Source organism: Rahnella sp. GSA61A, assembly GCF_019969905.1.
Lineage (GTDB): Bacteria > Pseudomonadota > Gammaproteobacteria > Enterobacterales > Enterobacteriaceae > Rahnella > Rahnella aceris.
This window is the reverse complement of record NZ_JAHXYO010000003.1, coordinates 345,668-370,266: the sequence shown is the minus strand read 5'-3', so window position 1 is coordinate 370,266 and position 24,599 is coordinate 345,668. Positions and strand designations below refer to the sequence as shown.

Below are 24,599 nucleotides of genomic sequence, written 5' to 3'. Positions count from 1 at the left end.
GGTGGGGTATTAAAGTTAAATCAATAAGTTGAAGTTTACTTAAACGAGGTGTCAGCCCTTAAAACCCCCTCCCGGCCTCCCCCTTCGCAGGGGGAGGAGCAAGGCAAAATCACGGCTTATGGGAGCAAAAAAACATTACCGCGCAATCCTCTCGTGCCAGTATTTCGTGAATTCCTCTTCGCCGTTCAGGCTGACCACCATATCGCCGCTGACGATAAAGTGCGTCAGGTCGCTGCGTAGTTCGAGGGTGATTTCTGCTTCCATCCACCAGCCTTCACGTCCCATCTTCATAGTCTGCGTCAGCAGATAGCGCGCGGATAACGGATCACTGTTACTGACCGTCAGCTCGCGCCGCAGATTGTGATCGACCGTCGTGTCGATATCATCGAAGCGGTAAACGCCTTCACCGAAAACGCCACCCACGCCGTTGGTCACGCTGGTCCAGCTGTCGGTGAGGAAATCGTAAGTGATGTTGCGATCCACGCGCCCCGGCGATAGCACAGTTTGCGGTGTCAGAGGCGCGCTTTGTGGCTCAGCAATCGGGCCGTCGATGGATACCGGCTGTTCGCACACCGGCAGGCTGAGCTGCGCACTGTGCAAATCCAGCGTCAACGTGGCGACCTCCGCCATCGGCCAGATCATCGGCCAGAAGGTGGTCGCCAGCGAGAGTCGCATCCGGTGACCGGTGGCAAAGCGGTGCGCGATACCATCCAGTTGTACCGGAACTTTGACTTTCTGACCGGGGATAAGCGGCACAGATTGATCATGGCCGTGCAGATGCGACAGATTCAGCCAGCCGTGCGTGACACGGTTTACCGAACCGTCCGGTGCAACGTCAGAAAGCCGGACGTACAACATCGCAGCCGGTTTATCGCTGCTCAGTTCGACGCTAAATTCCGGGAAGCCAAAAATGGTCAGCGGCTCGGCCAGCGGTTCGCCATCAAAGATTTCTGCCATGCCGTCATCGACACGCTGATCCGGCGGCATTTCGCCGGGCACACCGGCCCCCATCCATTCACCGGCCATCAGACCGTGATTCTGCGGTGAACAGATATTGATAACGCCTGCGTCAACATCCGGCTGAGTATTGAGCTGGCCTCGCGTGAGCCAGCGCGGGATGTGATTGATATTGCTGGCGGTGCCGCGATCAAATCCCACCCATTCACCACGGCTGACCGGACGCATCGCCGAGGGCGGCTGGCTGTCCTGCAACCAGGTCTGGATCATCGGGCCTGCCATCGCGCCGTTGTCTTCGCCTTTCAGCCAGTGATCCCACCAGCGCACGGCTTCCTGCAGGAAACCGATCGCCGGTTCCGGCGTGCCGTCCTGCGGATAGATATGCGCCCACGGGCCGAGAATGGCGCGGCGTGGCACTTTCAGATTGTCCATCAGGCGGAACACTGCATTGCTGTAGGCATCCGCCCAGCCGCCGATGGCCATCACCGGACACTGAATGGCGGACCAGTCTTCGCACACCGAACCATGCTGCCAGTATGCGTCGCGCAGCGGATGTTCCATCCACAATGCCGGGAAGAATGGCATGTTTTCCAGACGGTTCAGCCAGTCTTTGTACCACCTTTCACCGACCAGTGCGGGGTCGGAAGGTCGGCTCTGGTACGCCAGCATGATGCCGCCCCACCAGAGATTGTCATTAAGCAGGCAGCCGCCTTTGTAGTGAATATCGTCGCGGTAACGGTCGTCAGTTGAACACACGGTGATGATGGCTTTCAGGGCGGCAGGGCGGCGGGCGGCGACCTGCAGGCTGTTAAAGCCGCCCCAGGATTTCCCCATCATGCCGACGTTGCCGCTGCACCAGCGTTGTTCGGTGATCCACTCAATGACTTCCAGCGCATCGTCCTGTTCCTGCAACAGATATTCATCCGCCAGCAGTCCGTCGGATTCGCCGCTGCCGCGCATATCCACACGTACGACTGCGTAGCCGTTTCCGGCGAAAAAGCCGTGCATCGGTTCGTCGCGGGTGCGGGTGCCGTCGCGTTTGCGGTAAGGAATGTATTCGAGAATGGCCGGAACCGGCTGGTGTTCAGCGTCATCCGGCAGCCACAGGCGGGCAGCGAGACGTGTGCCGTCACTCAGCGGGATCCACAGATGTTCAGTCACGGTGACGGCGTGAGGGAATTCAGTCACGATGCGTTTGGTGCTCATAAGACTCCTGTCGAAGAAATGGCTGCCGCAGGAAGCGCCGTGCCGCGCAGGGCGAGAACCTCGTCCAGCCAGCTGGTGCGCATTTCCGGTACGGAGGTCAGCAGTTTTTCAGTGTAGCTGTGCATTGGCGCGCTGAAGACCACGTCGGTATCGCCGCTGGCGACCACCTGACCCTGATACATCACCGCCACCTGATGGGCGATCCGTTTTACCGTGCCCAGATCATGCGTGATAAACAGATACGACAGCCCGAGCTGTTGCTGTAAGCGGCGCAGCAGATTCAACACTTCTTCCGCTACCAGCGGATCGAGCGCCGACGTGGCTTCATCGCAGATAATCAGTTCCGGCTGTGCGGCCAGTGCGCGGGCGATACAGACGCGCTGCTTCTGCCCGCCGGAAAGCTCGCCGGGACGACGGTCGATCAGTTTAAGCGGCAGTTCAGTCAGGCGGAGTAACTCTTCCACGCGCTCGCGCACCTGTTTTTTGTTCATCCCAAAGTAGAAGGTCAGAGGACGGCCAATGATATCCAGCAGCGTCTGACGCGGATTCAGCGCCACGTCAGGCAACTGATAAATCATCTGCATACGGCGCAGCGTTTCTTTATTGCGCTGGTGAAAATTATGCGAAAGCGCAATGCCGTCGAAATCCACCGTACCTTCGGTGTCGGGTAGCAATCCGACCAGCGCCCGCGCCAGCGTACTTTTGCCGCTGCCGGATTCGCCGATAATCGCCAGCGTTTTGCCACGCGGCAGTTGCAGGCTGACGTCGTGTACCACCCGTTTACCATTGTAGCCGGTGCTCAGTTTTCGCAGGGTCAGCAGCGGCTGACCGGCAGATTCATGACCATCGGCCAGCGGTGTTAGTGCGTGTTCACGCTCTGCCACCAGACGCCGCGTATATTCCTGCTGCGGGTTTTCCAGAATGGTTTGCGTACTGCCGGTTTCCACCTCTTTGCCGTGGCGCAGCACCATAATGCGGTCGGCAAGTTGTGCGACAACGGCCAGATCGTGGGTGATATACAGCGCGGCGGTGTTGAATTCACGCACCAGTTTGCGCAGCATCACCAGCACTTCAATTTGCGTGGTGACGTCCAGCGCGGTGGTCGGTTCATCCATGATCAGCAAATCAGGTTTACAGGACATCGCCATCGCGGCCATTGCGCGCTGAAGCTGGCCGCCGGAAAACTGATGCGGATAGCGTTTGCCGATGTTTTCCGGATCCGGCAAATCCAGTGAGCGGAACAGTGAAATTGCCCACTGGCGGCTTTCTTCTTTGTTCATCAGACCGTGGCGGATCGGGCCTTCGCAGACCTGTTTTTCGATGGTCAGCGCCGGATTAAATGACGCCGCCGCGCTTTGCGCCACATACGCCACGCGCCTGCCGCGCCATTCGCGCTTTACGCTGGAAGGCTGAGAAACGATATCGGTGCCATCCAGGAAAACTTCGCCACCGGCAATGCGGCAGCCCTGACGCGCATAGCCTAACGCTGCCAGACCAATAGTGGATTTCCCCGCCCCGGATTCACCAATCAGACCGAGCACTTCACCCGCCGCCAGTTTCAGGGAAATATCCTGCACCAGCGGCGAACCGTCGAGGGTTTCGATGCGCAGCCCGCGCATTTCTAAAATTGTGCGTGTCATGCTTCATCTCCATGCGGCAGACTATTCCGCGCCAGCAGCCAGTCGACCACCAGATTGACGCCAATCGTCAGCAGGGCAATCGCTGCTGCCGGATATAACGGCGCGAACTGACCAAAGTTAATCGCCTGCGCATTGTCGCGCACCATGCTGCCCCAGTCGGCATATGGCGGCTGAATGCCGAGACCTAAGAAACTTAAGCCCGCAATAAACAGGAAGGTAAAGCAGAAGCGCATGCCAAACTCAGCCAGCAGCGGTGGCAGGGCGTTGGGCAGAATTTCTTTGAACAGCACCCAGCGTAACCCTTCACCTCGCAGACGCGCTGCTTCCACGTATTCCTGACAAACAATCGCCTGCGCCACCAGCCGTGCCAGACGGAACACGCGGGTGGCGTCGAGCAGGGCGATGGTCAGCACCAGTACGGGAATGGACGTGCCCATCACCGACAATACGATCAGCGCGAAAATCAGCACCGGAATCGACATCACGGTATCGACGATACGTGACAGCACCACATCCACCCATTTGCCGTAAATTGCCGCCGTAAAGCCGGTGATAATGCCGATGATAAAAGAACTGAAAGTGATGGTCAGCGCGATGGCAATGGTGGTGCGTGCGCCAAACAGAATGCGGGAAAGCATGTCGCGCCCGAGACTGTCAGTACCAAACGGCGTGGCGGCGGAAGGCAGCAGCCAGATGTCGCCGACCTGTTCGGTTTCGCTGTGCGGGGCGAGCCATGGCGCAAAAATAGCTGCCAGCAGGTTCACCGCAATAATCACAATCCCTATCCAGGCCGACAGCGGGATGTTAATGAAATATCGGTTCATGTGTCCCCCTTTTAGCGCGCATGGCGCAGGCGTGGATTGCACCAGATCGCCAGTAAGTCGGCGGTGGTGTTGAGGAAAATGTAAGTGCCGCCAAACAGCAGGCCACAGGCCTGAACCACCGGCAGGTCGCGCTTGGTTACCGCATCCACCATGTATTGCCCGATACCCGGATAGACAAACACCACTTCCACCAGGATCACACCGACCACCAGATAGGCCAGATTGAATGCCACCACGTTGATGATCGGTGCAAGGGCGTTTGGCAGCGCGTGCGCGACCACGATGCGCCAGCGCGGAATGCCTTTAAGCACCGCGCTTTCAATATATGGGCTGGCCATCACCGCAGTGACTGAGGCGCGCGTCATGCGCAGCATGTGTGCCAGCACCACCAGCGTCAGGGTGAGCATCGGCAGGGTGCAGACGTAAAGGCGGTCGATGAACGACGAACTGCTGTCGACCATTGCCAGACTCGGGAACCAGGTCAGACGAATGGCGAAGGCGATCACCAGAATGTAGCCGACAAAAAACTCCGGCACCGAAATGCTGATGAGCGTCAGGGTATTTGCCAGCCGGTCAAAAACGGAACCGCGCCAGATGGCTGATGCGATCCCCAAACCGACAGCCAGCGGAATAGCGATCACCGCGGCATACCCGGCGAGGAACAACGTGTTCGCCAGACGCGGCAGCAGTTCGTCGCTGATGGCGCGACCGTTCGCCAGCGAATGCCCTAAGTCGCCGTGCATAATACCCGCCAGCCAGTGCAGATAGCGCAGCACAGACGGTTCATCCAGCCCGAGTTGCAGGCGCAACGCGGCAACGGTTTCAGGCGTGGCGCTCTGGCCTAAAATGGCCGTCGCGACGTCGCCGGGCAGCATTTCCGTGCCGATAAAAATCAGCACAGAAACCAGCCACAGCGTGATAATGCCTAACAGGATCCGCTGTAAAATCCGTTTTTTCATCATGCCTCCAGCCAGACGCGCTCGGCCAGACGACCACCCATGAAGTTGAACATCGGATGTGGCCTGATACCGCCGACTTTTTTGCTGGCTGCATCAAGATAATCGCCAAACAGCGGGATCATTGCACCGCCGTCGTCGCGCACGATACTTTGCAGTTCACCATAGATTTCAGCGCGTTTGCCTTCATCAAGCAGGGAACGGGCCTGCAACAGCAGGGCATCAAACTTCTCATCTTTCCAGTGGGTGTCGTTCCATTTGGCAGTCGACTGATACGCGGTGGAGAACATCTGGTCAGCCGTCGGACGTCCGCCCCAGTAACCCATGCTGAACGGGGCTTTCATCCATACATCGTCCCAGTAGCTGTCGGCGGGCTGGCGTTTGATGTTGACCTGAATGCCGCCTTTTTGTGCTTGCCCCTGGAACAGGGCGGCGGCGTCGAGCGCACCGGCAAAAGCGGCGTCAGAGGAGGACAGTTCGATGTTGAGATCCGTCAGACCGGCTTTTTTCAGGTAGAACTTCGATTTGTCCGGATCGTAAACGCGCTGTTCCAGGCTGTGATTGAAGAAGCGGTCTGTCTTCGGGATCGGATGGTCGTTGCCCAGCGAACCGTAGCCGCGCAGGACGGTATCGAGGATTTTCTGACGGTCGATGCCGTGTTTAATTGCCATGCGCACATCGTTGTTGTTGTACGGTGCGACGCTGCAATCCATCAGGAAGGTGAAATGCTGACCGCCGGATGAACGCACAATGTTCAGTGCCGGGCTGCGTTTAAGGAAATCGACGGTTTTGAAATCGACACGGTTAATCGCGTGAACCTGGCCGGAAATCAGGGCATTGGTGCGGGCGGTCGGGTCGTTGATGACCAGCACTTCCACGGCATCAACAAAGGCGCGATCCGGCTTCCAGTAGTTCGGGTTGCGTTTGAACAGCGATCGCACGCCCGGTTCGTACTGATCAAAGATAAAACCGCCGGTACCGATCGGATGCGACCAGTCGGTAAAGCCGTTGGGTACCACCACCAGATGGTAATCCGCCAGCAGATACGGCAGGTCGGCGTTGCCACTTTCAAGCGTGATCAGGATCTGGTTGTCGCCCTGTTTGGTCAGACCGGTAATCGGGGCCAGTTGAGTTTTGATGGCGCTTTTGGATTTGTCGCCGCGATGCAGGTTGATGGAGTAGAGAATGTCATCTGCATCCAGTTTTTTACCATTATGGAAGGTGACGCCATCACGAACGGTAAACACCCACTCGGTGGCACCGGGTTTGGCTTCCCAGGCGGAGAACAATTCAGGTGTGGCTTTGTTATTTTCATCAATTTCAATCAGGCCGTTCATCAGCATATATGCCTGATTTAATGGCACCCAGTCGCTGAATAATGTCGGGTCCAGCGTATCACTGGTATTTCCCCCTGACATACCCAGTTTTAATATGCCGCCTTTTTTCGGCTCAGCAGCAAAAGCAGAGAACGGTGAAAAGCCCATAGCACTGGTAATACCCACAGCGGAAACGCTGGTAATAAAGCCGCGACGGCTAATTTGTGCATCCTGCATTAATTTCGTCAAAGGGGAATTATTATCTTTCATTAATTATCTCCATAGTACGTGCTGGAATTTTATAGGTGCAGGCGAAATACCCCGGGTGTTTCTAAATTGGCGCAATGGATTGCCTTGATGATTTATATCAAAACCCCCTGTTGAACTTGCATGAGAATTTATCATGAGGGTATGCGAAAAATGCGCGGCAGAACACCCTGAAAAGCTTTATTTTTCTCAGCTATCAACGTCTGGAAAGGGAAGTGACCGGTGGAACTGCATACGGTTGTCGGTTTAATTGGCGTGTTTTGCTATCTTCTGGCTTATGCGCTGGTTCAAATGCGCAGGCTAGCGGTTGATGCTAACAGTTACGCCTATCTTAATATAATCGGCGGCGTGTTTGGCCTGTATTCGTTAAGTCATGATTTCAACCTTGCATCCTGTATTTCGCAGTCATGCTGGCTGTTATTCACATTAATTGGTATGAATTCTGCGAGAAAACGCAGATATCTGGAGAAAAACAAAATACCGCCAGCCGATGTCAATTCATAATATTTTATTATGACGTCGGATTATTATTATTTTTCATAAATCACTGTGAACATGATCTCGTCAATCCTGCTGAATATTCATTGCCAGACCGGATATCCGGCCTGGCAAATTCATTCACTTTACGGCTGTTTTAACCAGTTAATGACTTTATGCACCACAGGTTTGAGGAACCGGTCCTGCGGCGTCAGCATGTAGCATTTTCCGGCGGCAGCCAGTTTGCCGGGATGTGCGGCGACCAGTTGGCCGTTATTGATGTAATCCTGCACCAGTCCTTCCCAGCCCAGCAAAATCCCATCTCCCAGCACCGCCGACTGCACCAGAAACGGATAGTTGTTGGCCCGCCATGTTCTGCGCGGCGTGACGAAGCTGACGTCCTGCGACGCAAACCAGTCGCGCCAGCCGGTCCATTCGCGTTGCGGGTCATCCTGAATAAGCAATGTCTGTTCAAGTAAATCGGCGGCGCTGGCGTCAGGTGGCATACGGCTGAGGAATGCCGGCGAGCACATCGGATAACAGACTTCGTCAAACAGCGCCTGTACGTGATAACCGGGCGGTGGCTCGCGCAGATAGAAGATAGCCAGATCAAATTCTGATGACTTGAGATCTGAAAAGCTGTCGGAAATCTTCATGCGGATTTGCAGGTCGGGCAGCAACTGGCGCAACGAGGAAAGACGCGACGAAAGCCACAGGCCGCTCATGGCGCTGGTGCAGGCCAGCGTGACCTGCGGCAAACCGTTCCAGCCCATGACTTCCGCCGTGGATTGCGAAATATCGCCCAGTAATTTACGCACTTGTTGCGCATAGGTTTCACCGCGCGGCGTCAGGGTCGTTTTACGCTGGGCGCGCTGGAAAAGCTTACAACCGAGCATTTCCTCCAGTTGAATGATCTGGCGGCTGATGGCGCTTTGGGTAAGATTCAGCTCGTCGGCTGCCCGGGAAAAACTGCAATAACGCGCCACGCATTCAAAAGCCACCAGCGTGTTCAGTGGCGGTAACGGTTCTATCTGCACGGTAAAAGTGTCTCCGGATGGACGTTTAGCAGTTTTCCAGCATCTGAGAAATCGTCAGGCCCACCTGCTGGATGGCGCGTTCAGTTTTTGCTGTCAGGGGCTGTGCATAATTGATGCGCAGGCAATTGCGGTATTTGCCAGAAGCAGAGAATATCGAACCGATGGCAATTTGCACTAAATGCTCTTCGAGCAGCCGGTTCAGCCGCTGCGTATCCACGCGTTCATCAAGTTCGATCCACAGCAAAAAACCGCCCTGAGGGCGGCTAACCCGGGAGCCGCACGGAAAATATTTCATCACCCAGTCAGTCATGGTGCACAGATTGCGCTGGTACTGGTTACGTATCCGGCGCATGTGCTGCAGATAATGCCCCTGTTTGATGAAATCCGCGATAGCGATTTGTGGCAGCGTAGCCGAGGCGCCGGTGGTGATGTATTTCATGTGCAGCGCACGGTCGTGATAGCGACCCGGCGCGATCCAGCCGACACGTAAACCGGGCGCCAGTGTTTTGGAAAACGAACTGCACAGCAATACGCGGCCATCTTCATCGAAAGAGGTAATGGTGGCAGGGCGCGGATACTGATACGCCAGTTCACCATAAACATCGTCTTCGATAATGGCGATATCGTAGCGTTGCGCCAGACGCAGCAGGCTTTTCTTACGGTCATCAGGCATGTTGTAACCGAGCGGATTATTGCAGTTGGGCGTCAGCTGTATGGCTTTGACCGGCCACTGTTCCAGTGCCATTTCCAGCGCTTCGAGGCTGATCCCGGTCACCGGATCGGTCGGGATTTCCAGCGCTTTCATGCCAAAACCTTTCAGGGTTTGCATCGCCCCGTGAAAACTCGGCGAATCCACCGCCACGATATCGCCGTGTTCGCAGACCGAACGGATGGCGATAGACAGCGCTTCATGACAACCGGTGGTGATCAGAATATTGCTGGCATCCATATGGCTGCCGCTGTCAATCATCAGACGGGCGATCTGTTCGCGTAATTCTTCTGAGCCGTAAATGCTGTCGTAATGAAACGCGTTGAGATTCTGATGCTGGCCGGCGCGCCCCATCAGGCGGCTGAGGGGCCTGAGCGTGGCAGCCGTAACATCCGGCGAGCCACGCCCGAGCTGCACCACGCCGGGACGGTGCGGGGACGTAATCAGTTCGAGTACCTGATCCCACTGGGAAATATCCACCGGACGTTGCGTCGGGCGGCAAACTGCCGGAAGCGCTGCCTGCAAGCGTGCATCTTTGACAAAGTAGCCTGATTTTGGTCGTGCCTCCACCAGCTGTTTTTCTTCCAGCACGCGGTAGGCCTGCTGAACCGTGCTGACGCTGACGCCATGTTCACTGCTTAACACCCGCACCGAAGGCAGCCGGATACCCGCCGGATACAGCCCCTGCTCAATACGATCACTCAAGACATTTGCCAGATTTTCGTAACGATTCATTATCTTTTCCTCAACGCCTGCGCAAAGAAAGCAGTACAGATGGACACAATCTAACGCTGAATCTGTCATCAGATCCAGATCTGTATGGTCGAAATATAAAAAAACTGAATCTGTAATGTTTTTACTGTTTGTAAGATCCTGATGTCAGGTCGTCAACGGGAGCAGAATATGAAAAATATCATTGAAGAACGGCAGTTTGCCGGATGTGAGACACGCGCTTGTGCTGATATCTTGGGGGCGGATAGGGCAGTACAGATGCCGCAAAAAAAGAGCGGATGGATAAAACAGTTGTTTGCTATCGTGCATGGCTGGAATGAGCGCCGCGTCAGCCGCAAGATTTTGCATTCGCTGAGTGCTGATCAATTGAAAGATATCGGGCTGGCGAAATCGGATATCGACAGAGAGTATCCGAAAGCCATTTGGCCGAACTGGCCTAAATGAAATACCCGTCATCTTTCGTGCGCCAGATGCGTTGGCTGCGCTCATGCGCCCCGGTCACTTACTGATGTAAGTGACCGGGGACTTTCTCACTTGCCGCCTTCCTGGCACCCGAAAGCTATAGGGTATTGGCTTTATTCAGGTATAAAAAAAAGCCCGATCAAATTATCGGGCTTTTTCGTCACTCAAAGCTTTCTTACTTCACCTGCATACCCGGCTGTGCGCCGGAATCCGGGCTGAGCAGGAAGATGTCTTTTCCGCCTGGGCCCGCCGCCATCACCATCCCTTCAGAGATGCCGAAGCGCATTTTACGCGGTGCGAGGTTAGCGACCATGATGGTCAGACGGCCTTCCAGTGCTTTCGGATCAGGATACGCAGAGCGGATACCGGAGAAAATCTGACGGGTTTCACCGCCCAGATCCAGTTGCAAACGAAGCAGTTTGTCTGAACCTTCCACAAAATCAGCGCTCTTGATCAGGGCAATACGCATATCCACTTTGGCGAAATCATCAAACGTGATGGTTTCCTGAATCGGGTCATCGGCCAGCGGACCGGTTGCCGGTACTTTGGCGGCTGCGATGTCTTCTTTCGAGGCATCAACCATCGCGGTGACTTTATCCAGTTCGATACGGTTAAACAGCGCTTTGAACGGATTTACCTGATGCGACAACAATGGTTGGGCAATCGCGTCCCAGTCCAGTGTGGTATTCAGGAAGGCTTCTGTGCGCTCTGACAGTGAAGGCAGAACCGGCTTCAGATAGGTCATCAGTACGCGGAACAGGTTGATGCCCATTGAGCAGATGGCCTGCAGGTCGGCATCACGGCCTTCCTGTTTTGCGACAACCCACGGCGCCTGTTCATCGACATAACGGTTTGCCAGGTCAGCCAGCGCCATGATTTCGCGGATTGCACGGCCTGATTCACGGCTGTCATACGCCTGAGCAATGCTTTCAGCGGCATCGGTGAAGGTTTTGTACAGCGTTTCATCGGCCAGCGTGTCAGCCAGTTTGCCGTCAAAACGTTTGGCGATGAAACCGGCATTACGTGAGGCCAGGTTAACCACTTTGTTCACGATATCAGCGTTAACGCGCTGCACGAAATCTTCCAGATTCAGGTCGATATCGTCGATGCGTGAAGACAGTTTCGCGGTGTAGTAATAACGCAGGCAGTCCGCATCCAGATGGTTCAGATAAGTGCTGGCTTTGATAAACGTGCCACGCGACTTGGACATTTTTGCGCCGTTGACGGTGACATAACCGTGCACAAACAGGTTGGTCGGCTTGCGGAAACCGCTGCCTTCCAGCATGGCAGGCCAGAACAGGCTGTGGAAATAAACGATGTCTTTACCGATAAAGTGATACAGCTCGGTGGTGGAATCTTTTTTCCAGAACTCGTCAAAATTCAGGTCACTGCGGCGGTCGCACAGGTTTTTGAATGAACCCATGTAGCCGATTGGCGCGTCCAGCCAGACGTAGAAATATTTGCCCGGCGCATCAGGAATTTCAAAGCCGAAGTATGGCGCATCGCGTGAGATATCCCACTGTTGCAGACCATGCTCGAACCACTCCTGCATTTTGTTTGCCACTTGTTCCTGCAACGCGCCCGAACGGGTCCACGCCTGCAACATCGCGCTGAATTCAGGTAAGTCAAAGAAGTAGTGCTCGGAATCACGCAACACCGGCGTCGCACCGGAGACTACAGATTTCGGGTCAATCAGTTCCGTCGGGCTGTAGGTTGCGCCACACACTTCACAGTTATCGCCGTACTGATCCGGTGATTTACATTTCGGGCAGGTGCCTTTAACGAAACGGTCTGGCAGGAACATGCCTTTCTCAGGATCGTACAACTGCGAAATGGTGCGGTTTTTGATAAAACCGTTTTCTTTCAGACGACCATAAATCAGCGCAGACAGCTCACGGTTTTCGTCGCTGTGCGTGGAGTGATAGTTGTCGTAGCTGATGCCGAAGCCGGCGAAATCTTTCTGATGCTCCTGGCTCATTTCGGCAATCATCTCTTCCGGCCTGATACCGAGCTGCTGCGCTTTCAGCATGATCGGGGTGCCGTGTGCATCGTCCGCACAGATGAAATGCACTTCATTGCCGCGCATTCGCTGGTAACGGACCCAGACGTCAGCCTGGATGTGCTCGAGCATGTGACCGAGATGGATGGATCCGTTGGCGTACGGAAGTGCACAGGTTACCAAAATTTTTTTCGCGACTTGAGCCATAGTAAGAGCTTGCTTTCTGTAGTTGAAATCAGGGGCATTGATGTTAACCGAAAGCGCCGCCCCGCGTAAACAAACGGGGGATCTCCTTACGTGTGTTCTGTTATGCTTATGGATAGATAAATAGTCTGATAACCCCCTTTCAAGGAGCCGGGATGACATCTCAATCCCCACAGCAGACCACACCCGCAGGGCTGCGCGCACTCGTGACCGGCGTACTGGCCACCTTCCGCCATTCCACACTGCAAAAAGATTTGCCCGCGATGAAAGCGTTGCATCACTGCGTGTTAATGGATGACGTTTTACATATTGATCTGACCCTGCCGTTCGCCTGGAACAGTGGTTTTGATGTATTAAAAGAACAAACCAGCAGCGAATTGTTGCGGGTGACCGGTGCTTCGGCCATTCAGTGGAATCTGCGCCACGATATTGCCACCATCAAACGGGCAAACGATCAGCCGGGTATCAAAGGTGTGCGCAATATTCTGGCGGTCAGTTCGGGTAAAGGCGGGGTAGGGAAATCGACCACGGCGGTGAACCTGGCGCTGGCGCTGGCAGCAGAAGGTGCCAAAGTCGGTATTCTGGACGCCGATATTTACGGCCCGTCAGTACCGAATATGCTGGGCACTGAGGAAGAACGCCCGACCTCGCCGGACGGCGTGCACATGTCGCCGATTATGGCACACGGCCTGGCGACCAACTCGATTGGCTATCTGGTGACGGATGAAAATGCCATGGTGTGGCGCGGGCCGATGGCCAGTAAAGCGCTGATGCAGATGCTTCAGGATACGCTTTGGCCGGATCTGGATTATCTGGTCATCGATCTGCCGCCGGGTACGGGTGATATTCAGCTGACGTTGTCGCAAAACATCCCGGTTACCGCCGCCTTAGTGGTCACAACGCCGCAGGATATTGCGCTGCTCGATGCAATGAAAGGCATCGTGATGTTTGAAAAAGTGCATGTGCCGGTTCTGGGGATTGTAGAGAACATGAGTATGCATGTGTGCAGCAACTGCGGGCATCACGAACCGATTTTCGGTACCGGTGGCGCACAACGCCTGGCTGAGAAATACCGCTGTGATTTACTGGCGCAATTGCCGCTGCATATTTCGTTGCGTGAAGATTTAGATCGTGGTGAGCCAACAGTTGTTTCCAATCCTGAAAGTGAATTCACGGCAATTTACCGTGAGCTGGCGGCAAAAATTGCGTCACAACTGTTCTGGAAAGGCGATGCCATCCCGACAGAAATTGCCTTCAGAGCCGTTTAATCCCCCAACTCTGTGAATTATTACCTGATGTCAGCGATTACACAGCCTTAACGCTGGCATCGGGCAGTGTGTTGTACTTATAATTGGCGCGTTCAAAGCATATATCTGTGCTTGCCTTCCAACTTCCAAATCAGGTCTTTAATTTTATGTCTGACAAATTCCATCAGTGTGTCATCGTGGGTATCGCTGGCGCATCTGCTTCGGGAAAAAGCCTCATCGCCAGTACGTTATACCGTGAACTTCGTGATCAGGTCGGTGATGAGCATATCGGGGTGATCCCGGAAGATTGCTACTATAAAGACCAAAGTCACATGACCATGGAAGAGCGGGTCAAAACCAACTACGACCATCCCAGTGCGATGGACCACAATTTGCTGTTCCAGCATTTACAGGCAATGAAGTCAGGTCAGGCGATTGAATTGCCAAGCTACAGCTTTATTGAGCATACCCGTCTGCCTGAAACGGTGACCCTTAAACCGAAGAAAGTGATTATCCTGGAAGGGATCCTGCTCCTGACCGATGCACGTTTGCGTGACGAAATGAATTTCTCCATTTTCGTCGATACTCCGCTGGATATCTGTCTGATGCGCCGTATGAAGCGTGACGTCAATGAACGTGGTCGTTCGATGGATTCTGTGATGGCGCAGTATCAGAAAACGGTTCGTCCAATGTTCCTGCAATTTATCGAGCCTTCAAAACAATACGCAGACATCATTGTGCCGCGCGGCGGCAAAAACCGGATTGCGATTGATATCCTCAAGGCTAAAATCAGCCAGTTCTTCAATTAATCGCGGAACAATCCGTTAAAACCATACCGGAGATACGATGAGACTTTGCGACCGAGATATAGAGGCCTGGCTGGACAGCGGCAAATTAGGTATTTCACCCCGTCCTCCGGTCGAACGGATTAATGGTGCAACGGTAGATGTGCGTCTGGGTAACGGATTTCGCGTTTTCCTCGGGCACAATGCGGGTTATATCGATCTGAGTGGCCCTAAAGACGAAGTCAGCGCTGCACTCGATAAAGTGATGAGTGATGAGATTGTGTTGCCGGAAGGCGAGGCGTTCTTCCTGCATCCGGGCGAACTGGCACTGGCGGTGACCTTTGAGTCTGTCACCATTCCTGACGATCTGGTGGGCTGGCTGGACGGACGCTCTTCACTGGCGCGTCTCGGGCTGATGGTGCACGTGACCGCACACCGCATTGATCCGGGCTGGCAGGGGCGTATTGTTCTCGAGTTTTATAATTCAGGTAAGCTCCCGCTGGCGCTTCGCCCGGGAATGTTGATTGGCGCGCTGAGTTTTGAACCGTTATCCGGTTCTGCTGCACGGCCATACAATAGCCGTCAGGACGCGAAATACCGCGACCAGCAAAGCGCTATTGCCAGTCGTATTGATAAAGACTGATTCTGTTTTTTATCCGTTTTCCGGATAAAAACGTGAGGAAGGCATGAGAAGACTCCTGACAACACTGGTGATTTTACTGGTGGTTATCATTGCCGGTATGACTTCGCTGGTATTCCTGATTAACCCGAACGATTTCCGCCAGTACATGGTAGAGAGGGTCGAGGTGAAAAGCGGCTATCAACTGGCTATCAACGGTTCCCTGCGCTGGCATGTCTGGCCGCAGCTCAGCATCATTGCCGGACAGACTTCTCTGACCGCGCCTGGGGCTAAGGCACCGGTTGTCAGCGCTGAGAACATGCGGCTGGATGTCAAACTCTGGCCTCTTATTTCTCATCAGCTCGCGGTCAAGCAGGTTCTGCTGAAAAACGCCGTCATTCGTTTAACGCCGGAAACGGAAGAGAATCAGCCCAATGCGCCGGTCGCACCTTCTACGCCAACGCCTGTTGCGCCCGGCGCATCCGAACTTGAAGCGGGCTGGAAATTTGATATTGATAAAATCAGCGTGGCTGACAGTTTACTCATCTGGCAGCGCGGTGATGACGAGCAGATCAACGTGCGTGATATCAATCTGGAAATGGAAAAGAATGACAACCGTCAGGCTAGTATCCAGCTTTCAAGTCGCATAAACCGCGACCAGCGCGATCTGTCGTTCACCATGAAAGCCGACCTGGATATGCAGCACTATCCGCAGGCTGTCTCTGCCAGCATCAGCAAGTTCACTTATCAACTGAACGGTGCCGATATCCCGGTGAAAGGCCTTCAGGGGAATGGTTCCATGCAGGTGAGCTATCAGCGTGATAACAATATGCTGACGCTGAACCAGCTGGCGCTGTCGGCCAATGATAATCAGATCTCCGGCACGGCCTCTGCGAAGCTGGGAGAACTGGCGGATTATCAGCTCAATTTAACCGCTGATAAGCTTGATCTTGATGCGCTTTCCGGCTGGCAGCCTGATACGCAGGAACAATCGTCGCAAACCGCGCAGTCTGTGACGTCAGCACCCGTTATCGCCCGTGATGTGGATGAACAGCCAAACGGGCTGAATGATTTGCAAACCTTCAATGCCACCCTGGCGCTGAAAGTTGCTGATCTCACTTATCGCGGTATGAAAATCCAGAACCTTGCCCTGAATGCGGTCAATCATCAGGGCCAGGTTTCCTTGCCGGCATTTAGCGGCAACCTGGGAACAGGGCGCTTTTCTCTGCCAGGCACCCTGGATGTCACGGGGAATAAAATTCAGGTCCATCTGACACCGGATGTGGACAGCATTGAACTGGGTGATTTACTGACAGCTTACGGGTTACCGAAAGTCCTTACCGGGAGCTTCTCTATGCAAGGGAATGTTAACGGAGAAGGGTTGTCGGCCGTTGATTTTGCACGGCGATGGCAAGGCGAGGGGCAGCTTTCAATGGATAACGCGCGTCTGAATGGCCTTAATATTCAGCAACTCATTCAGCAGGCGGTCAGCCGTAATACCAGTAATGTTCAGGGACTTGAAAAGTATGAGCACTATAGCCAGATCGATACGCTGAAAGCGCAGGGACATCTGGCCGAAGGTACACTGACGCTGAATAATCTTGAAGGTCAGTCGCCAATGGTGTCTGCGAAAGGTGACGGAACAATCGATATGTCGAATCAAAAGGTGGATATGAACCTGCTGATCCGCGTTACCGGTGGCTGGAAAGGTGACAATAATCTGATCAATACCCTGAAAACGACAGACATCCCGTTGCGGGTTTACGGACCCTGGGCTCAGATGGGATATCAGCTGCAGGTGGACCAGATACTGAGGCGTACGTTTGAACAAAGCGCTCGAAGCGCCCTTCAGAACTGGGTCGACAAGCGTAAGGACAGTAAAGAAAAAAGCGATGTTGAGAAATTACTCAACAAATAATCTCTTTTCTAAGCCAATTCTGAGCATAAACAAAACGGGGTGCCATCGCAGGCACCCCGTTTTGTTTACAGGAGTGAGTCAGACTTCGTAATCGTCTTCAGAGGCGGTATCAGGTGGCGTAATCTTCACTTTTAAAATACGGTGACTGCTGACTTCTAAAGGCTCAAACAGATAGTCATTAATGTGTATCTGTGCGCCCACCTGCGGGATACTTTGGGTATATTCCATCAGCAGACCGGCCAGCGTGTGATATTCCCTTTTTTCATCCACCGGCAGGGAAATATACATCACCAGATCGTCAAGCGGCATGTAGCCGTTGGCTATCCAGCTTCCATCCTCCTGCTGCTGGATATCATGCCGTGCATCAGGCGTTTCGTCAGACTCTGGCAGGTTACCGGCAATGGTTTCCATCACATCCGTCAGGGTCACGATCCCTTCGACAGAACCAAATTCATCGACCACGAAAGCAAAATGCGTTTTTGCCTGGCGGAATTGTTCGAGGGCCATTAGCAGAGAAAGCTGTTCCGGGAAAATCAGGGGCTGGCGGATCAGCGCCTTAAGATCCAGTTCATTTTGCAGCAGTTGTTGTTTGAGCAGGTCGACAACGTGCACAACGCCCAGCGGTTCGTCGGTGGAGCTGTCTTCGGTGACCAGCATACGGGTATGTTGGTTATCAGCGATTTGCTGCGTCAGCACGTCGACAGGGTCATTAAGTTCAAGATGGTCTACATCATGGCGGGAGGTCATGACGCTGCTGACAGTGCGTTGCCCGAGTCCCAGCACGCGTTCAATCATGTGACGCTCCTGCTGGTTGAAAATCGCATCTTCTTCGTCAGCGCTGTCTGCAATCATGTTTGAAGAGTGAGCATCAAGTTCGGCTTCTTCATGTTTGCCACGCAAGACGCGCAATACGGTTTCTGCAGTGCGCTCGCGCAGAGAGCGCCGCGAGGATAAAAAGCGTTTGCGGTTAAACTGTGCCAGTTGGTTCAGCCCTTCAATGATCACCGAGAAACCGATCGCGGCATACAAATACCCTTTCGGGATAACATAGCCAAAACCTTCGGCAACCAGGCTAAAGCCGATCATCAGCAGGAAACTGAGACATAAGATGACGATAGTCGGATGCGCATTCACGAAACGTGTCAGTGGTTTACTGGCTAACAGCATCAGGCCGATAGCAATACACACCGCCACCATCATGACGGCCAGATGCTCAACCATCCCGACTGCAGTAATCACCGAGTCGAGTGAAAAGACCGCATCCAGCACGACAATCTGAGCAACGACCGGCCAGAATTTAGCACCGCGCTGCTGATGGCTTTGTTCTTCATCTTTGCCTTCGAGTCGTTCATTAAGCTCCATCGTCGCTTTGAACAACAGGAATATCCCCCCCGCAAGCATAATCATATCGCGCGCGCTGAACGGATGCCCGAGCACGGCAATAAGAGGGCGGGTCAGTGTCGAAAGCCAGGAAATGCAGGCCAGCAGAAGTAAGCGCATGACGAGGGCCAGTAAAAGCCCGGTGACGCGAGCCTTGTCACGCTGCTGACGCGGAAGTTTTTCCGCCAGGATGGCAATGAAAATGAGATTGTCTATCCCCAGGACAATTTCGAGAACTACCAGGGTCGCAAGCCCGGCCCAAATCGAGGGATCGGCGATCCATTCCATATTGCGTTTTTCACCTTTGGTTACACGACAGCTGTCGCATGGTGAATAATGGGCGCCAGCGCTACAAATTTCAAATCTAAAACAGCGGTCTAGGCAAACTGGCAAGGGGGCCCAGGGGAAGAAGGATGAGATGTGATAAAAAGCCGTCAGGACTGATTTGGAAAGCAGCAAGTTACGATTATTAAATCACCGAACAGGTATAACATTCCTAAAAATAAGCCTTTAGCTTACTGTTTGGTGCGGCTTACTGGTATCGTAACTGAATTAACATAATCGTGTTTGAGTCCTAAAGTCATGAGTATGGTCTCCCTAAACCAAATCACAGAGACTATACTCATGGAAGAACTATCGGATTGGGAATTTAAATCAATTTTACAATTTCAGTTCAGAGAAATCCCTGACGCGTTTGGATGGTAACTGACTGAATTTACACACCATAGGTTTCAAGGAGTATCCTTTACAATGTTAAAAGCTGTTATCCCTGTTGCCGGTCTGGGCACACGTATGTTGCCAGCGACGAAAGCCATTCCAAAAGAAATGCTGCCTATCGTCGATAAGCCTTTGATCCAGTACATCGTTAATGAATGTGCTGCGGCGGGCATCAAAGAAATCATTCTGGTCACACACTCTTCGAAAAACGCGATCGAAAACCACTTCGATACCTCTTTCGAGCTGGAAAGTATGCTTGAATCCCGTGTGAAACGTCAGCTGCTGGAAGAAGTGCAGTCTATCTGCCCGAAAGGCGTGACCATCATGAACGTACGTCAGGGGCAATCAAAAGGCCTTGGGCATGCGGTTCTGTGTGCAAAACCTCTGATTGGTAATTCTCCTTTCGCGGTTATTCTGCCAGACGTTTTGATGGATGATTCCACCAGCGATCTGCGTAAAGATAACCTTGCTGCCATGCTTCGTCGCTTCCAGGAAACTGGCAACAGCCAGGTCATGGTTGAAGAAGTGCCGGAGAAAGACGTTTCCAAGTACGGTATTGTTAACTGCAACGGCGTAGAAGTTGAGCCGGGCGAAAGCGCGCCAATGACGGCTATCGTTGAAAAGCCGGAACTGAAGGACGCGCCATCAAACCTTGCGGTTGTCGGCCGTTATGTTCTGTCCGAAGCTATCTGGCCACTGCTGGCAGTGACACCGTACGGTGCAGGTAATGAAATTCAGCTGACTGATGCCATTGCCATGCTGATGAAAAAACATACTGTTGAAGCCTTCTCCATGACTGGCCGTTCACATGACTGTGGTGATAAGCTCGGTTATATGAAGGCGTTTGTTGAGTATGGTATTCGCCATAACACGCAGGGCGAAGCGTTCAAGGCATGGTTGAAAGAGTTTGCCGAAGAGTAAAAATTGATTGACTTCGAGCAATAAAAAGCACCGAATTTTCGGTGCTTTTTTTTATCTGAAGTGATATTTAGAAAATAATTCAGGCCGGACTAGCCCATCAGCCTGAATTTATAATCAGTTATGTTCGTTAAGTAGTTGGGTCAGATACGCGCCATAAGCAGTTTTGCTCATTAATGCAGCTTGTTCAGCAACACGCTCTTTGCTCAACCATCCTTTACGAAACGCAATCTCTTCCAGACAAGCTACTTTAAAACCTTGTCGTTTTTCAATGGTGTGGACGAATTGTGAAGCCTCAATCAGGCTATCATGTGTTCCTGTATCGAGCCACGCAAAACCTCGGCCCAGAAGCTCCACCTGCAATTGACCTTTCTCAAGATACATTTCGTTTAATGTCGTTATCTCAAGCTCACCACGATGAGATGGCTTAACTTGTTTAGCCATTTCAACGATATTTTTGTCATAGAAATAGAGTCCGGTCACTGCCCACTGAGATTTTGGTTTTAATGGTTTTTCCTCAATGGAAAGTGCTTTAAAGTCCTTATCAAATTCAACCACGCCAAAACGCTCGGGGTCTTGAACCTGATAGCCGAAGACTGTTGCGCCCGTTTCTCGTTTAGCAACGGCTTCAAGCTGTTTGCCAAAGCTTTGACCAAAATAGATATTGTCGCCAAGAACAAGTGCACAACGTTCGCCGTTTATAAACTCTTCACCGATGATGAATGCCTGGGCAAGGCCGTCTGGAGATGGCTGTACTGCATACTCGAGTTTAATGCCGAATTGAGAACCATCACCCAGTAAGCGTTGAAAGGATGGCATATCTTCAGGGGTAGAAATCACCAATATTTCATTAATACCTGCCAGCATAAGCACAGATATTGGGTAATAAATCATCGGTTTATCATAAATCGGTAACAGCTGTTTCGATACACCGCGGGTTAGGGGGTACAAGCGTGTGCCTGAACCGCCAGCTAAAACGATACCTTTCACTAGATTCTTCTCCTTAAAATTAGTTAGTCAAGCCAAGACGTTCACCGGCATAAGAACCATCCTGAACCCGGCGCCACCAATTTTCATTGTTCAGATACCATTCAACCGTTTTACGAATTCCGCTTTCGAAAGTTTCTTGTGGTTTCCAGCCTAACTCTTGCTCGATCTTACTGGCATCAATGGCGTAACGCATATCGTGACCAGGACGATCTTTCACAAATGTAATCAGTTCGGAGAACTTGGCGATCCCATTTGGTTTTGCGGAAATCAGTTCATCGAGCAACTCACAAATGGTTTTAACGACGTCAATATTTTTGCGCTCATTGTGACCACCAATGTTATAGGTTTCGCCTACGACACCCTCGGTAACCACTTTATAAAGTGCACGGGCATGATCTTCAACATACAGCCAGTCGCGTACCTGTGCGCCATCACCGTATACCGGTAATGCTTTACCTGAAAGTGCGTTCAGAATGATGAGTGGAATGAGTTTTTCCGGGAAATGATAAGGACCGTAATTATTCGAACAATTTGTCACAATAGTAGGGAAGCCGTAAGTGCGCTGCCAGGCTCGCACTAAATGATCGCTGGAGGCCTTTGATGCAGAGTAGGGACTGCTTGGCGCATATGGCGTCGTTTCAGTGAAAAGATCCGTTGTGCCGTGCAAATCGCCATACACCTCATCCGTTGAAATATGATGGAAGCGGAAAGCCGATTTTTTCTCTTCAGGCAGAGAAAGCCAAAAATGTCGGGCTGCTTCCAGAAGCACATAAGTGCCAACAATGTTGGTTTCGATGAAGGCAGCCGGGCCATCAATTGAGCGATCAACATGGCTTTCAGCAGCAAGATGCATAACAGCATCCGGTTGGAAGTCAGTAAAAAGAGTATCCAGTTCTGTGCGATCACAAATATTTGCCTGCGCAAACTGATAGCGGGGATCAGATGATACGGGAAGGAGTGACTCAAGATTGCCCGCGTATGTGAGGCTATCGACAACCAGGACACTATCCTTTGTATTATCAATAATGTGACGAACAACTGCTGAACCGATGAAACCGGCACCACCGGTGATCAAAATTTTCATATATACGTACTCATTTATTAAGTGTTAGCTTTTTCACATGCCCAAAAAATCAGCTATTTCGCTTTTGTCGCGAATAAGAACATAGCGTAGCGCAGAGTTAGTGTAAGCGCAGCTATAATCAGGTGATTCCTGCATTTTCATGCTAAATATTTCTGCAAGCTATGTTTAACTAAAATATATCAACGGTCTGTTTAAAAAGTACCCTGCTGTTGTGGGGGGCACACACACAAAATCTTCTGCCAGAACTGGACACGTATCATATTACTTGTGACTCAGGGTTCTTGTAGGAATTGTCCAATTTGCAGCAAAAACTTGGTTTCAGAGAGGGGGATGGCTGTCTCATTATCGGTCACGGTGCTCTGCTGGTCAGTGTATTGCAAATTGCGGATGAGTTTGTAAGCAACGAACCGTATAGTAAAGATACAGTTAGCCGAGAAATGAACTTTTAGCCAGATTCTGAGTGAGCCACAATAGGCATTTGTGGTACGATTTTTTAGAAAATGGGAATGGCTGAATGCTTCATAAATGGAATTTGTAAGAACGGCATCAACAACCGTTTATACAGCAAAGGTAACGTGTCGTTGGATAATTGCATAACGAGTGAGCTATAAAAATGAATGTTATTGACACAGAAGTTATTGGCGTAAAATTAGTGGAACCTAAAGTTTTCGGTGATGATCGCGGATTCTTTTTGGAAACATTTCAGCAAAATCGCTACAAGGAAATGTTAGAAATCGATCTGGATTTTGTTCAGGATAACCACTCCCGTTCATCGAAAAACGTTCTTCGTGGCTTACATTTTCAAACGTCTAAACCGCAGGGCAAGTTGGTTCGTGTTGTCCGTGGTGAAGTATTTGATGTTGTGGTTGATATCCGTCCAGAGTCCGCAACTTTCGGTAAGTGGGTAGGTGTATATCTTTCGGAAGACAATAAGAATCAGCTGTGGGTACCACCCGGTCTTGCCCATGGCTTTGTGGTGATTTCAGACTTCGCCGATTTTGAGTATAAATGCACTGATTACTATGATCCGAAAAATGAAGGTTGCTTGATCTGGAACGATCCTGAAGTCGGGGTAAAATGGCCTGTTAGTGAACCGTTGCTCTCTGCAAAAGATGCATTGGGTCAAGGTTTTTCAGAACTTTTTAAAATTTGATGTGCTGTCAAAGGCCTCGGGTTTTGGCTTGAGGCATCAATACAAGAACACTGTAAAATTCTATAGGTACTTTAACCAAATGAAATTGTTGATCGTAGGATGCGCGGGCCAGGTTGGTAGAGAATTGGTGCGACGAGCTCCGGCTGATTGGGAGGTAAAAGCTGTTGACAGGCAAGAGCTTGACATTACCGATCACCGGAAAGTAATGAGTGTTGTCAGCGAGTTCCGCCCTAACTCGATTATTAATGCTGCTGCCTATACCGCTGTCGATCGTGCAGAATCTGAACGTGAATTTGCCTATTTAATCAATAGCACAGGCGCTGAAAATTTGGCTATTGCAGCGCAACAGGTTGATGCTTCTTTTCTCCATATATCGACTGACTATGTTTTTTCTGGGGACCATGAGGGATGCTATGTGGAAACAGATACCACAGGGCCTACCGGTGTTTATGGTGCAAGCAAATTGGCAGGTGAACAAGCTGTTGCCATGGCTTGTAAAAAACACATTATTTTGCGTACTGCCTGGGTATTCGGTGAGTATGGCAACAATTTTGTAAAAACAATGCTGCGACTGGCGAAAGACAGAGAGCAATTATCTATTGTTGGGGATCAATTCGGAAGTCCAACTTATGCCGGGGATATCGCGGAAACTCTGCTTGCAATAGCTGGTCAACTTAAGCCTGAAGACGAACGTTGGGGCGTGTATCACTATTCAGGTTATCCTTATACATCATGGGCAGGTTTTGCGGCAGAAATCTTCACCTCAGCTACAAAACATTCAGTTCTCGCTAAATCGCCTTCAATACTGGATATTAAAACTGTTGAATACCCGACGCCTGCCAAACGTCCCTCCAACTCCAAACTTGATTGTGGCAAGTTATTGAAAAAATTCAATATTGCACCAAGTGACTGGCAGAAAGCACTTGAAAATATCGGTGCGTACCACGGGTGAAATTAGAAAATTGATTCAGGCAACTTTCAAGGTGTCAATTAATTTGAGTT

The 24,599-nt window shown here is 51.8% G+C and carries 20 protein-coding genes; 9 read left to right on the top strand and 11 right to left on the bottom strand.

Annotated features, from left to right (window positions below):
• Positions 1–135: 135 nt before the first annotated feature.
• The 5 genes from LC431_RS06020 to LC431_RS06000 are packed head-to-tail and all read right to left on the bottom strand — an operon-like array spanning position 136 to position 7,169.
• The gene (locus LC431_RS06020; protein ID WP_112198091.1) at positions 136–2,163 is read right to left on the bottom strand and encodes a CocE/NonD family hydrolase; all 2,028 of its coding nucleotides are present in this window, start codon (positions 2,161–2,163) and stop codon (positions 136–138) included.
• The gene (locus LC431_RS06015) at positions 2,160–3,803 is read right to left on the bottom strand and encodes an ABC transporter ATP-binding protein (RefSeq protein WP_223509474.1); all 1,644 of its coding nucleotides are present in this window, start codon (positions 3,801–3,803) and stop codon (positions 2,160–2,162) included. Before LC431_RS06015 ends, LC431_RS06020 begins: the two co-directional genes overlap by 4 nt.
• On the bottom strand, positions 3,800–4,627 hold the full coding sequence (locus LC431_RS06010) for an ABC transporter permease (protein ID WP_013575055.1): 828 nt from the start codon (positions 4,625–4,627) through the stop codon (positions 3,800–3,802). The genes LC431_RS06015 and LC431_RS06010 overlap by 4 nt, the downstream gene beginning before the upstream one ends.
• 11 nt (positions 4,628–4,638) lie before the next feature.
• Positions 4,639–5,586: an ABC transporter permease gene (locus tag LC431_RS06005; RefSeq protein ID WP_013575056.1), complete on the bottom strand. Its 948-nt coding sequence runs from the start codon at positions 5,584–5,586 to the stop codon at positions 4,639–4,641.
• Entirely contained in the window at positions 5,586–7,169 is a 1,584-nt protein-coding gene (locus LC431_RS06000) for an ABC transporter substrate-binding protein (RefSeq protein ID WP_112151814.1), read from the bottom strand. Before LC431_RS06000 ends, LC431_RS06005 begins: the two co-directional genes overlap by 1 nt.
• 219 nt (positions 7,170–7,388) lie before the next feature.
• On the opposite strand from LC431_RS06000, the gene LC431_RS05995 reads away from it, so the two are divergent.
• The gene (locus tag LC431_RS05995) at positions 7,389–7,670 is read left to right on the top strand and encodes a hypothetical protein (RefSeq protein WP_013575058.1); all 282 of its coding nucleotides are present in this window, start codon (positions 7,389–7,391) and stop codon (positions 7,668–7,670) included.
• Positions 7,671–7,789: 119 nt separating this feature from the next.
• On the opposite strand, the gene LC431_RS05990 is transcribed toward LC431_RS05995, so the two are convergent.
• On the bottom strand, positions 7,790–8,680 hold the full coding sequence (locus LC431_RS05990; protein WP_015689689.1) for a LysR substrate-binding domain-containing protein: 891 nt from the start codon (positions 8,678–8,680) through the stop codon (positions 7,790–7,792).
• A 25-nt stretch (positions 8,681–8,705) separates the two neighbouring features.
• Positions 8,706–10,124: a PLP-dependent aminotransferase family protein gene (locus LC431_RS05985; protein ID WP_013575060.1), complete on the bottom strand. Its 1,419-nt coding sequence runs from the start codon at positions 10,122–10,124 to the stop codon at positions 8,706–8,708.
• 168 nt (positions 10,125–10,292) lie between these two features.
• Between LC431_RS05985 and LC431_RS05980 the strand changes: the two genes are divergently transcribed.
• Positions 10,293–10,565 carry a DUF1127 domain-containing protein gene (locus LC431_RS05980; RefSeq protein ID WP_013575061.1) on the top strand — a complete coding sequence of 91 codons (273 nt, stop codon included), beginning with the start codon at positions 10,293–10,295 and terminating at the stop codon, positions 10,563–10,565.
• A gap of 193 nt (positions 10,566–10,758) precedes the next feature.
• On the opposite strand, the gene metG is transcribed toward LC431_RS05980, so the two are convergent.
• Complete coding sequence (metG, locus tag LC431_RS05975) at positions 10,759–12,948, bottom strand: methionine--tRNA ligase (protein WP_255611161.1); 2,190 nt, start codon at positions 12,946–12,948, stop codon at positions 10,759–10,761.
• Here metG and apbC point away from each other — a divergent pair.
• The 4 genes from apbC (at position 12,942) to asmA (ending at position 17,355) form a co-directional block, all read left to right on the top strand.
• A complete protein-coding gene (gene apbC, locus LC431_RS05970) occupies positions 12,942–14,054 on the top strand; it encodes an iron-sulfur cluster carrier protein ApbC (RefSeq protein WP_013575063.1) in 1,113 nt (370 codons plus the stop codon). The two genes, metG and apbC, sit on opposite strands and share 7 nt — an antisense overlap.
• Before the next feature lie 146 nt (positions 14,055–14,200).
• Positions 14,201–14,842, top strand: a complete 642-nt coding sequence (gene udk, locus LC431_RS05965; protein WP_013575064.1) for a uridine kinase — start codon at positions 14,201–14,203, stop codon at positions 14,840–14,842.
• A 37-nt stretch (positions 14,843–14,879) separates the two neighbouring features.
• A complete protein-coding gene (gene dcd, locus LC431_RS05960; protein ID WP_013575065.1) occupies positions 14,880–15,461 on the top strand; it encodes a dCTP deaminase in 582 nt (193 codons plus the stop codon).
• A gap of 43 nt (positions 15,462–15,504) precedes the next feature.
• Entirely contained in the window at positions 15,505–17,355 is a 1,851-nt protein-coding gene (asmA, locus tag LC431_RS05955; protein ID WP_013575066.1) for an outer membrane assembly protein AsmA, read from the top strand.
• A gap of 78 nt (positions 17,356–17,433) precedes the next feature.
• On the opposite strand, the gene LC431_RS05950 is transcribed toward asmA, so the two are convergent.
• Complete coding sequence (locus LC431_RS05950; RefSeq protein WP_013575067.1) at positions 17,434–19,023, bottom strand: TerC family protein; 1,590 nt, start codon at positions 19,021–19,023, stop codon at positions 17,434–17,436.
• Positions 19,024–19,485: 462 nt separating this feature from the next.
• Here LC431_RS05950 and galU point away from each other — a divergent pair, with 462 nt between their 5' ends.
• Entirely contained in the window at positions 19,486–20,373 is an 888-nt protein-coding gene (galU, locus tag LC431_RS05945; RefSeq protein ID WP_013575068.1) for a UTP--glucose-1-phosphate uridylyltransferase GalU, read from the top strand.
• Between the two features lie 114 nt (positions 20,374–20,487).
• On the opposite strand, the gene rfbA is transcribed toward galU, so the two are convergent.
• The gene (rfbA, locus tag LC431_RS05940) at positions 20,488–21,360 is read right to left on the bottom strand and encodes a glucose-1-phosphate thymidylyltransferase RfbA (protein WP_037034876.1); all 873 of its coding nucleotides are present in this window, start codon (positions 21,358–21,360) and stop codon (positions 20,488–20,490) included.
• A 19-nt stretch (positions 21,361–21,379) separates the two neighbouring features.
• Positions 21,380–22,444: a dTDP-glucose 4,6-dehydratase gene (gene rfbB, locus LC431_RS05935; RefSeq protein ID WP_121019431.1), complete on the bottom strand. Its 1,065-nt coding sequence runs from the start codon at positions 22,442–22,444 to the stop codon at positions 21,380–21,382.
• A 613-nt stretch (positions 22,445–23,057) separates the two neighbouring features.
• On the opposite strand from rfbB, the gene rfbC reads away from it, so the two are divergent.
• Both rfbC and rfbD read left to right on the top strand, forming a co-directional pair.
• Positions 23,058–23,597: a dTDP-4-dehydrorhamnose 3,5-epimerase gene (rfbC, locus tag LC431_RS05930; protein WP_112198264.1), complete on the top strand. Its 540-nt coding sequence runs from the start codon at positions 23,058–23,060 to the stop codon at positions 23,595–23,597.
• Positions 23,598–23,676: 79 nt separating this feature from the next.
• Positions 23,677–24,549, top strand: coding sequence for a dTDP-4-dehydrorhamnose reductase (gene rfbD / locus LC431_RS05925; protein ID WP_134706174.1), 873 nt, complete (start codon positions 23,677–23,679; stop codon positions 24,547–24,549).
• Positions 24,550–24,599 lie beyond the last annotated feature (50 nt).

Coding starts and splice junctions, on each gene's coding strand:
- metG (WP_255611161.1), bottom strand. CDS start 12,948: ATGTCATCCCGGCTCCTTGAAAGGGGGTTATCAGACTATTTATCTATC.
- LC431_RS05985 (WP_013575060.1), bottom strand. CDS start 10,124: ATGAATCGTTACGAAAATCTGGCAAATGTCTTGAGTGATCGTATTGAG.
- udk (WP_013575064.1), top strand. CDS start 14,201: ATGTCTGACAAATTCCATCAGTGTGTCATCGTGGGTATCGCTGGCGCA.
- LC431_RS06000 (WP_112151814.1), bottom strand. CDS start 7,169: ATGAAAGATAATAATTCCCCTTTGACGAAATTAATGCAGGATGCACAA.
- asmA (WP_013575066.1), top strand. CDS start 15,505: ATGAGAAGACTCCTGACAACACTGGTGATTTTACTGGTGGTTATCATT.
- LC431_RS06020 (WP_112198091.1), bottom strand. CDS start 2,163: ATGAGCACCAAACGCATCGTGACTGAATTCCCTCACGCCGTCACCGTG.
- LC431_RS05950 (WP_013575067.1), bottom strand. CDS start 19,023: ATGGAATGGATCGCCGATCCCTCGATTTGGGCCGGGCTTGCGACCCTG.
- rfbB (WP_121019431.1), bottom strand. CDS start 22,444: ATGAAAATTTTGATCACCGGTGGTGCCGGTTTCATCGGTTCAGCAGTT.
- rfbD (WP_134706174.1), top strand. CDS start 23,677: ATGAAATTGTTGATCGTAGGATGCGCGGGCCAGGTTGGTAGAGAATTG.
- LC431_RS05980 (WP_013575061.1), top strand. CDS start 10,293: ATGAAAAATATCATTGAAGAACGGCAGTTTGCCGGATGTGAGACACGC.
- LC431_RS06005 (WP_013575056.1), bottom strand. CDS start 5,586: ATGAAAAAACGGATTTTACAGCGGATCCTGTTAGGCATTATCACGCTG.
- dcd (WP_013575065.1), top strand. CDS start 14,880: ATGAGACTTTGCGACCGAGATATAGAGGCCTGGCTGGACAGCGGCAAA.
- apbC (WP_013575063.1), top strand. CDS start 12,942: ATGACATCTCAATCCCCACAGCAGACCACACCCGCAGGGCTGCGCGCA.
- LC431_RS06010 (WP_013575055.1), bottom strand. CDS start 4,627: ATGAACCGATATTTCATTAACATCCCGCTGTCGGCCTGGATAGGGATT.
- LC431_RS06015 (WP_223509474.1), bottom strand. CDS start 3,803: ATGACACGCACAATTTTAGAAATGCGCGGGCTGCGCATCGAAACCCTC.
- rfbC (WP_112198264.1), top strand. CDS start 23,058: ATGAATGTTATTGACACAGAAGTTATTGGCGTAAAATTAGTGGAACCT.
- galU (WP_013575068.1), top strand. CDS start 19,486: ATGTTAAAAGCTGTTATCCCTGTTGCCGGTCTGGGCACACGTATGTTG.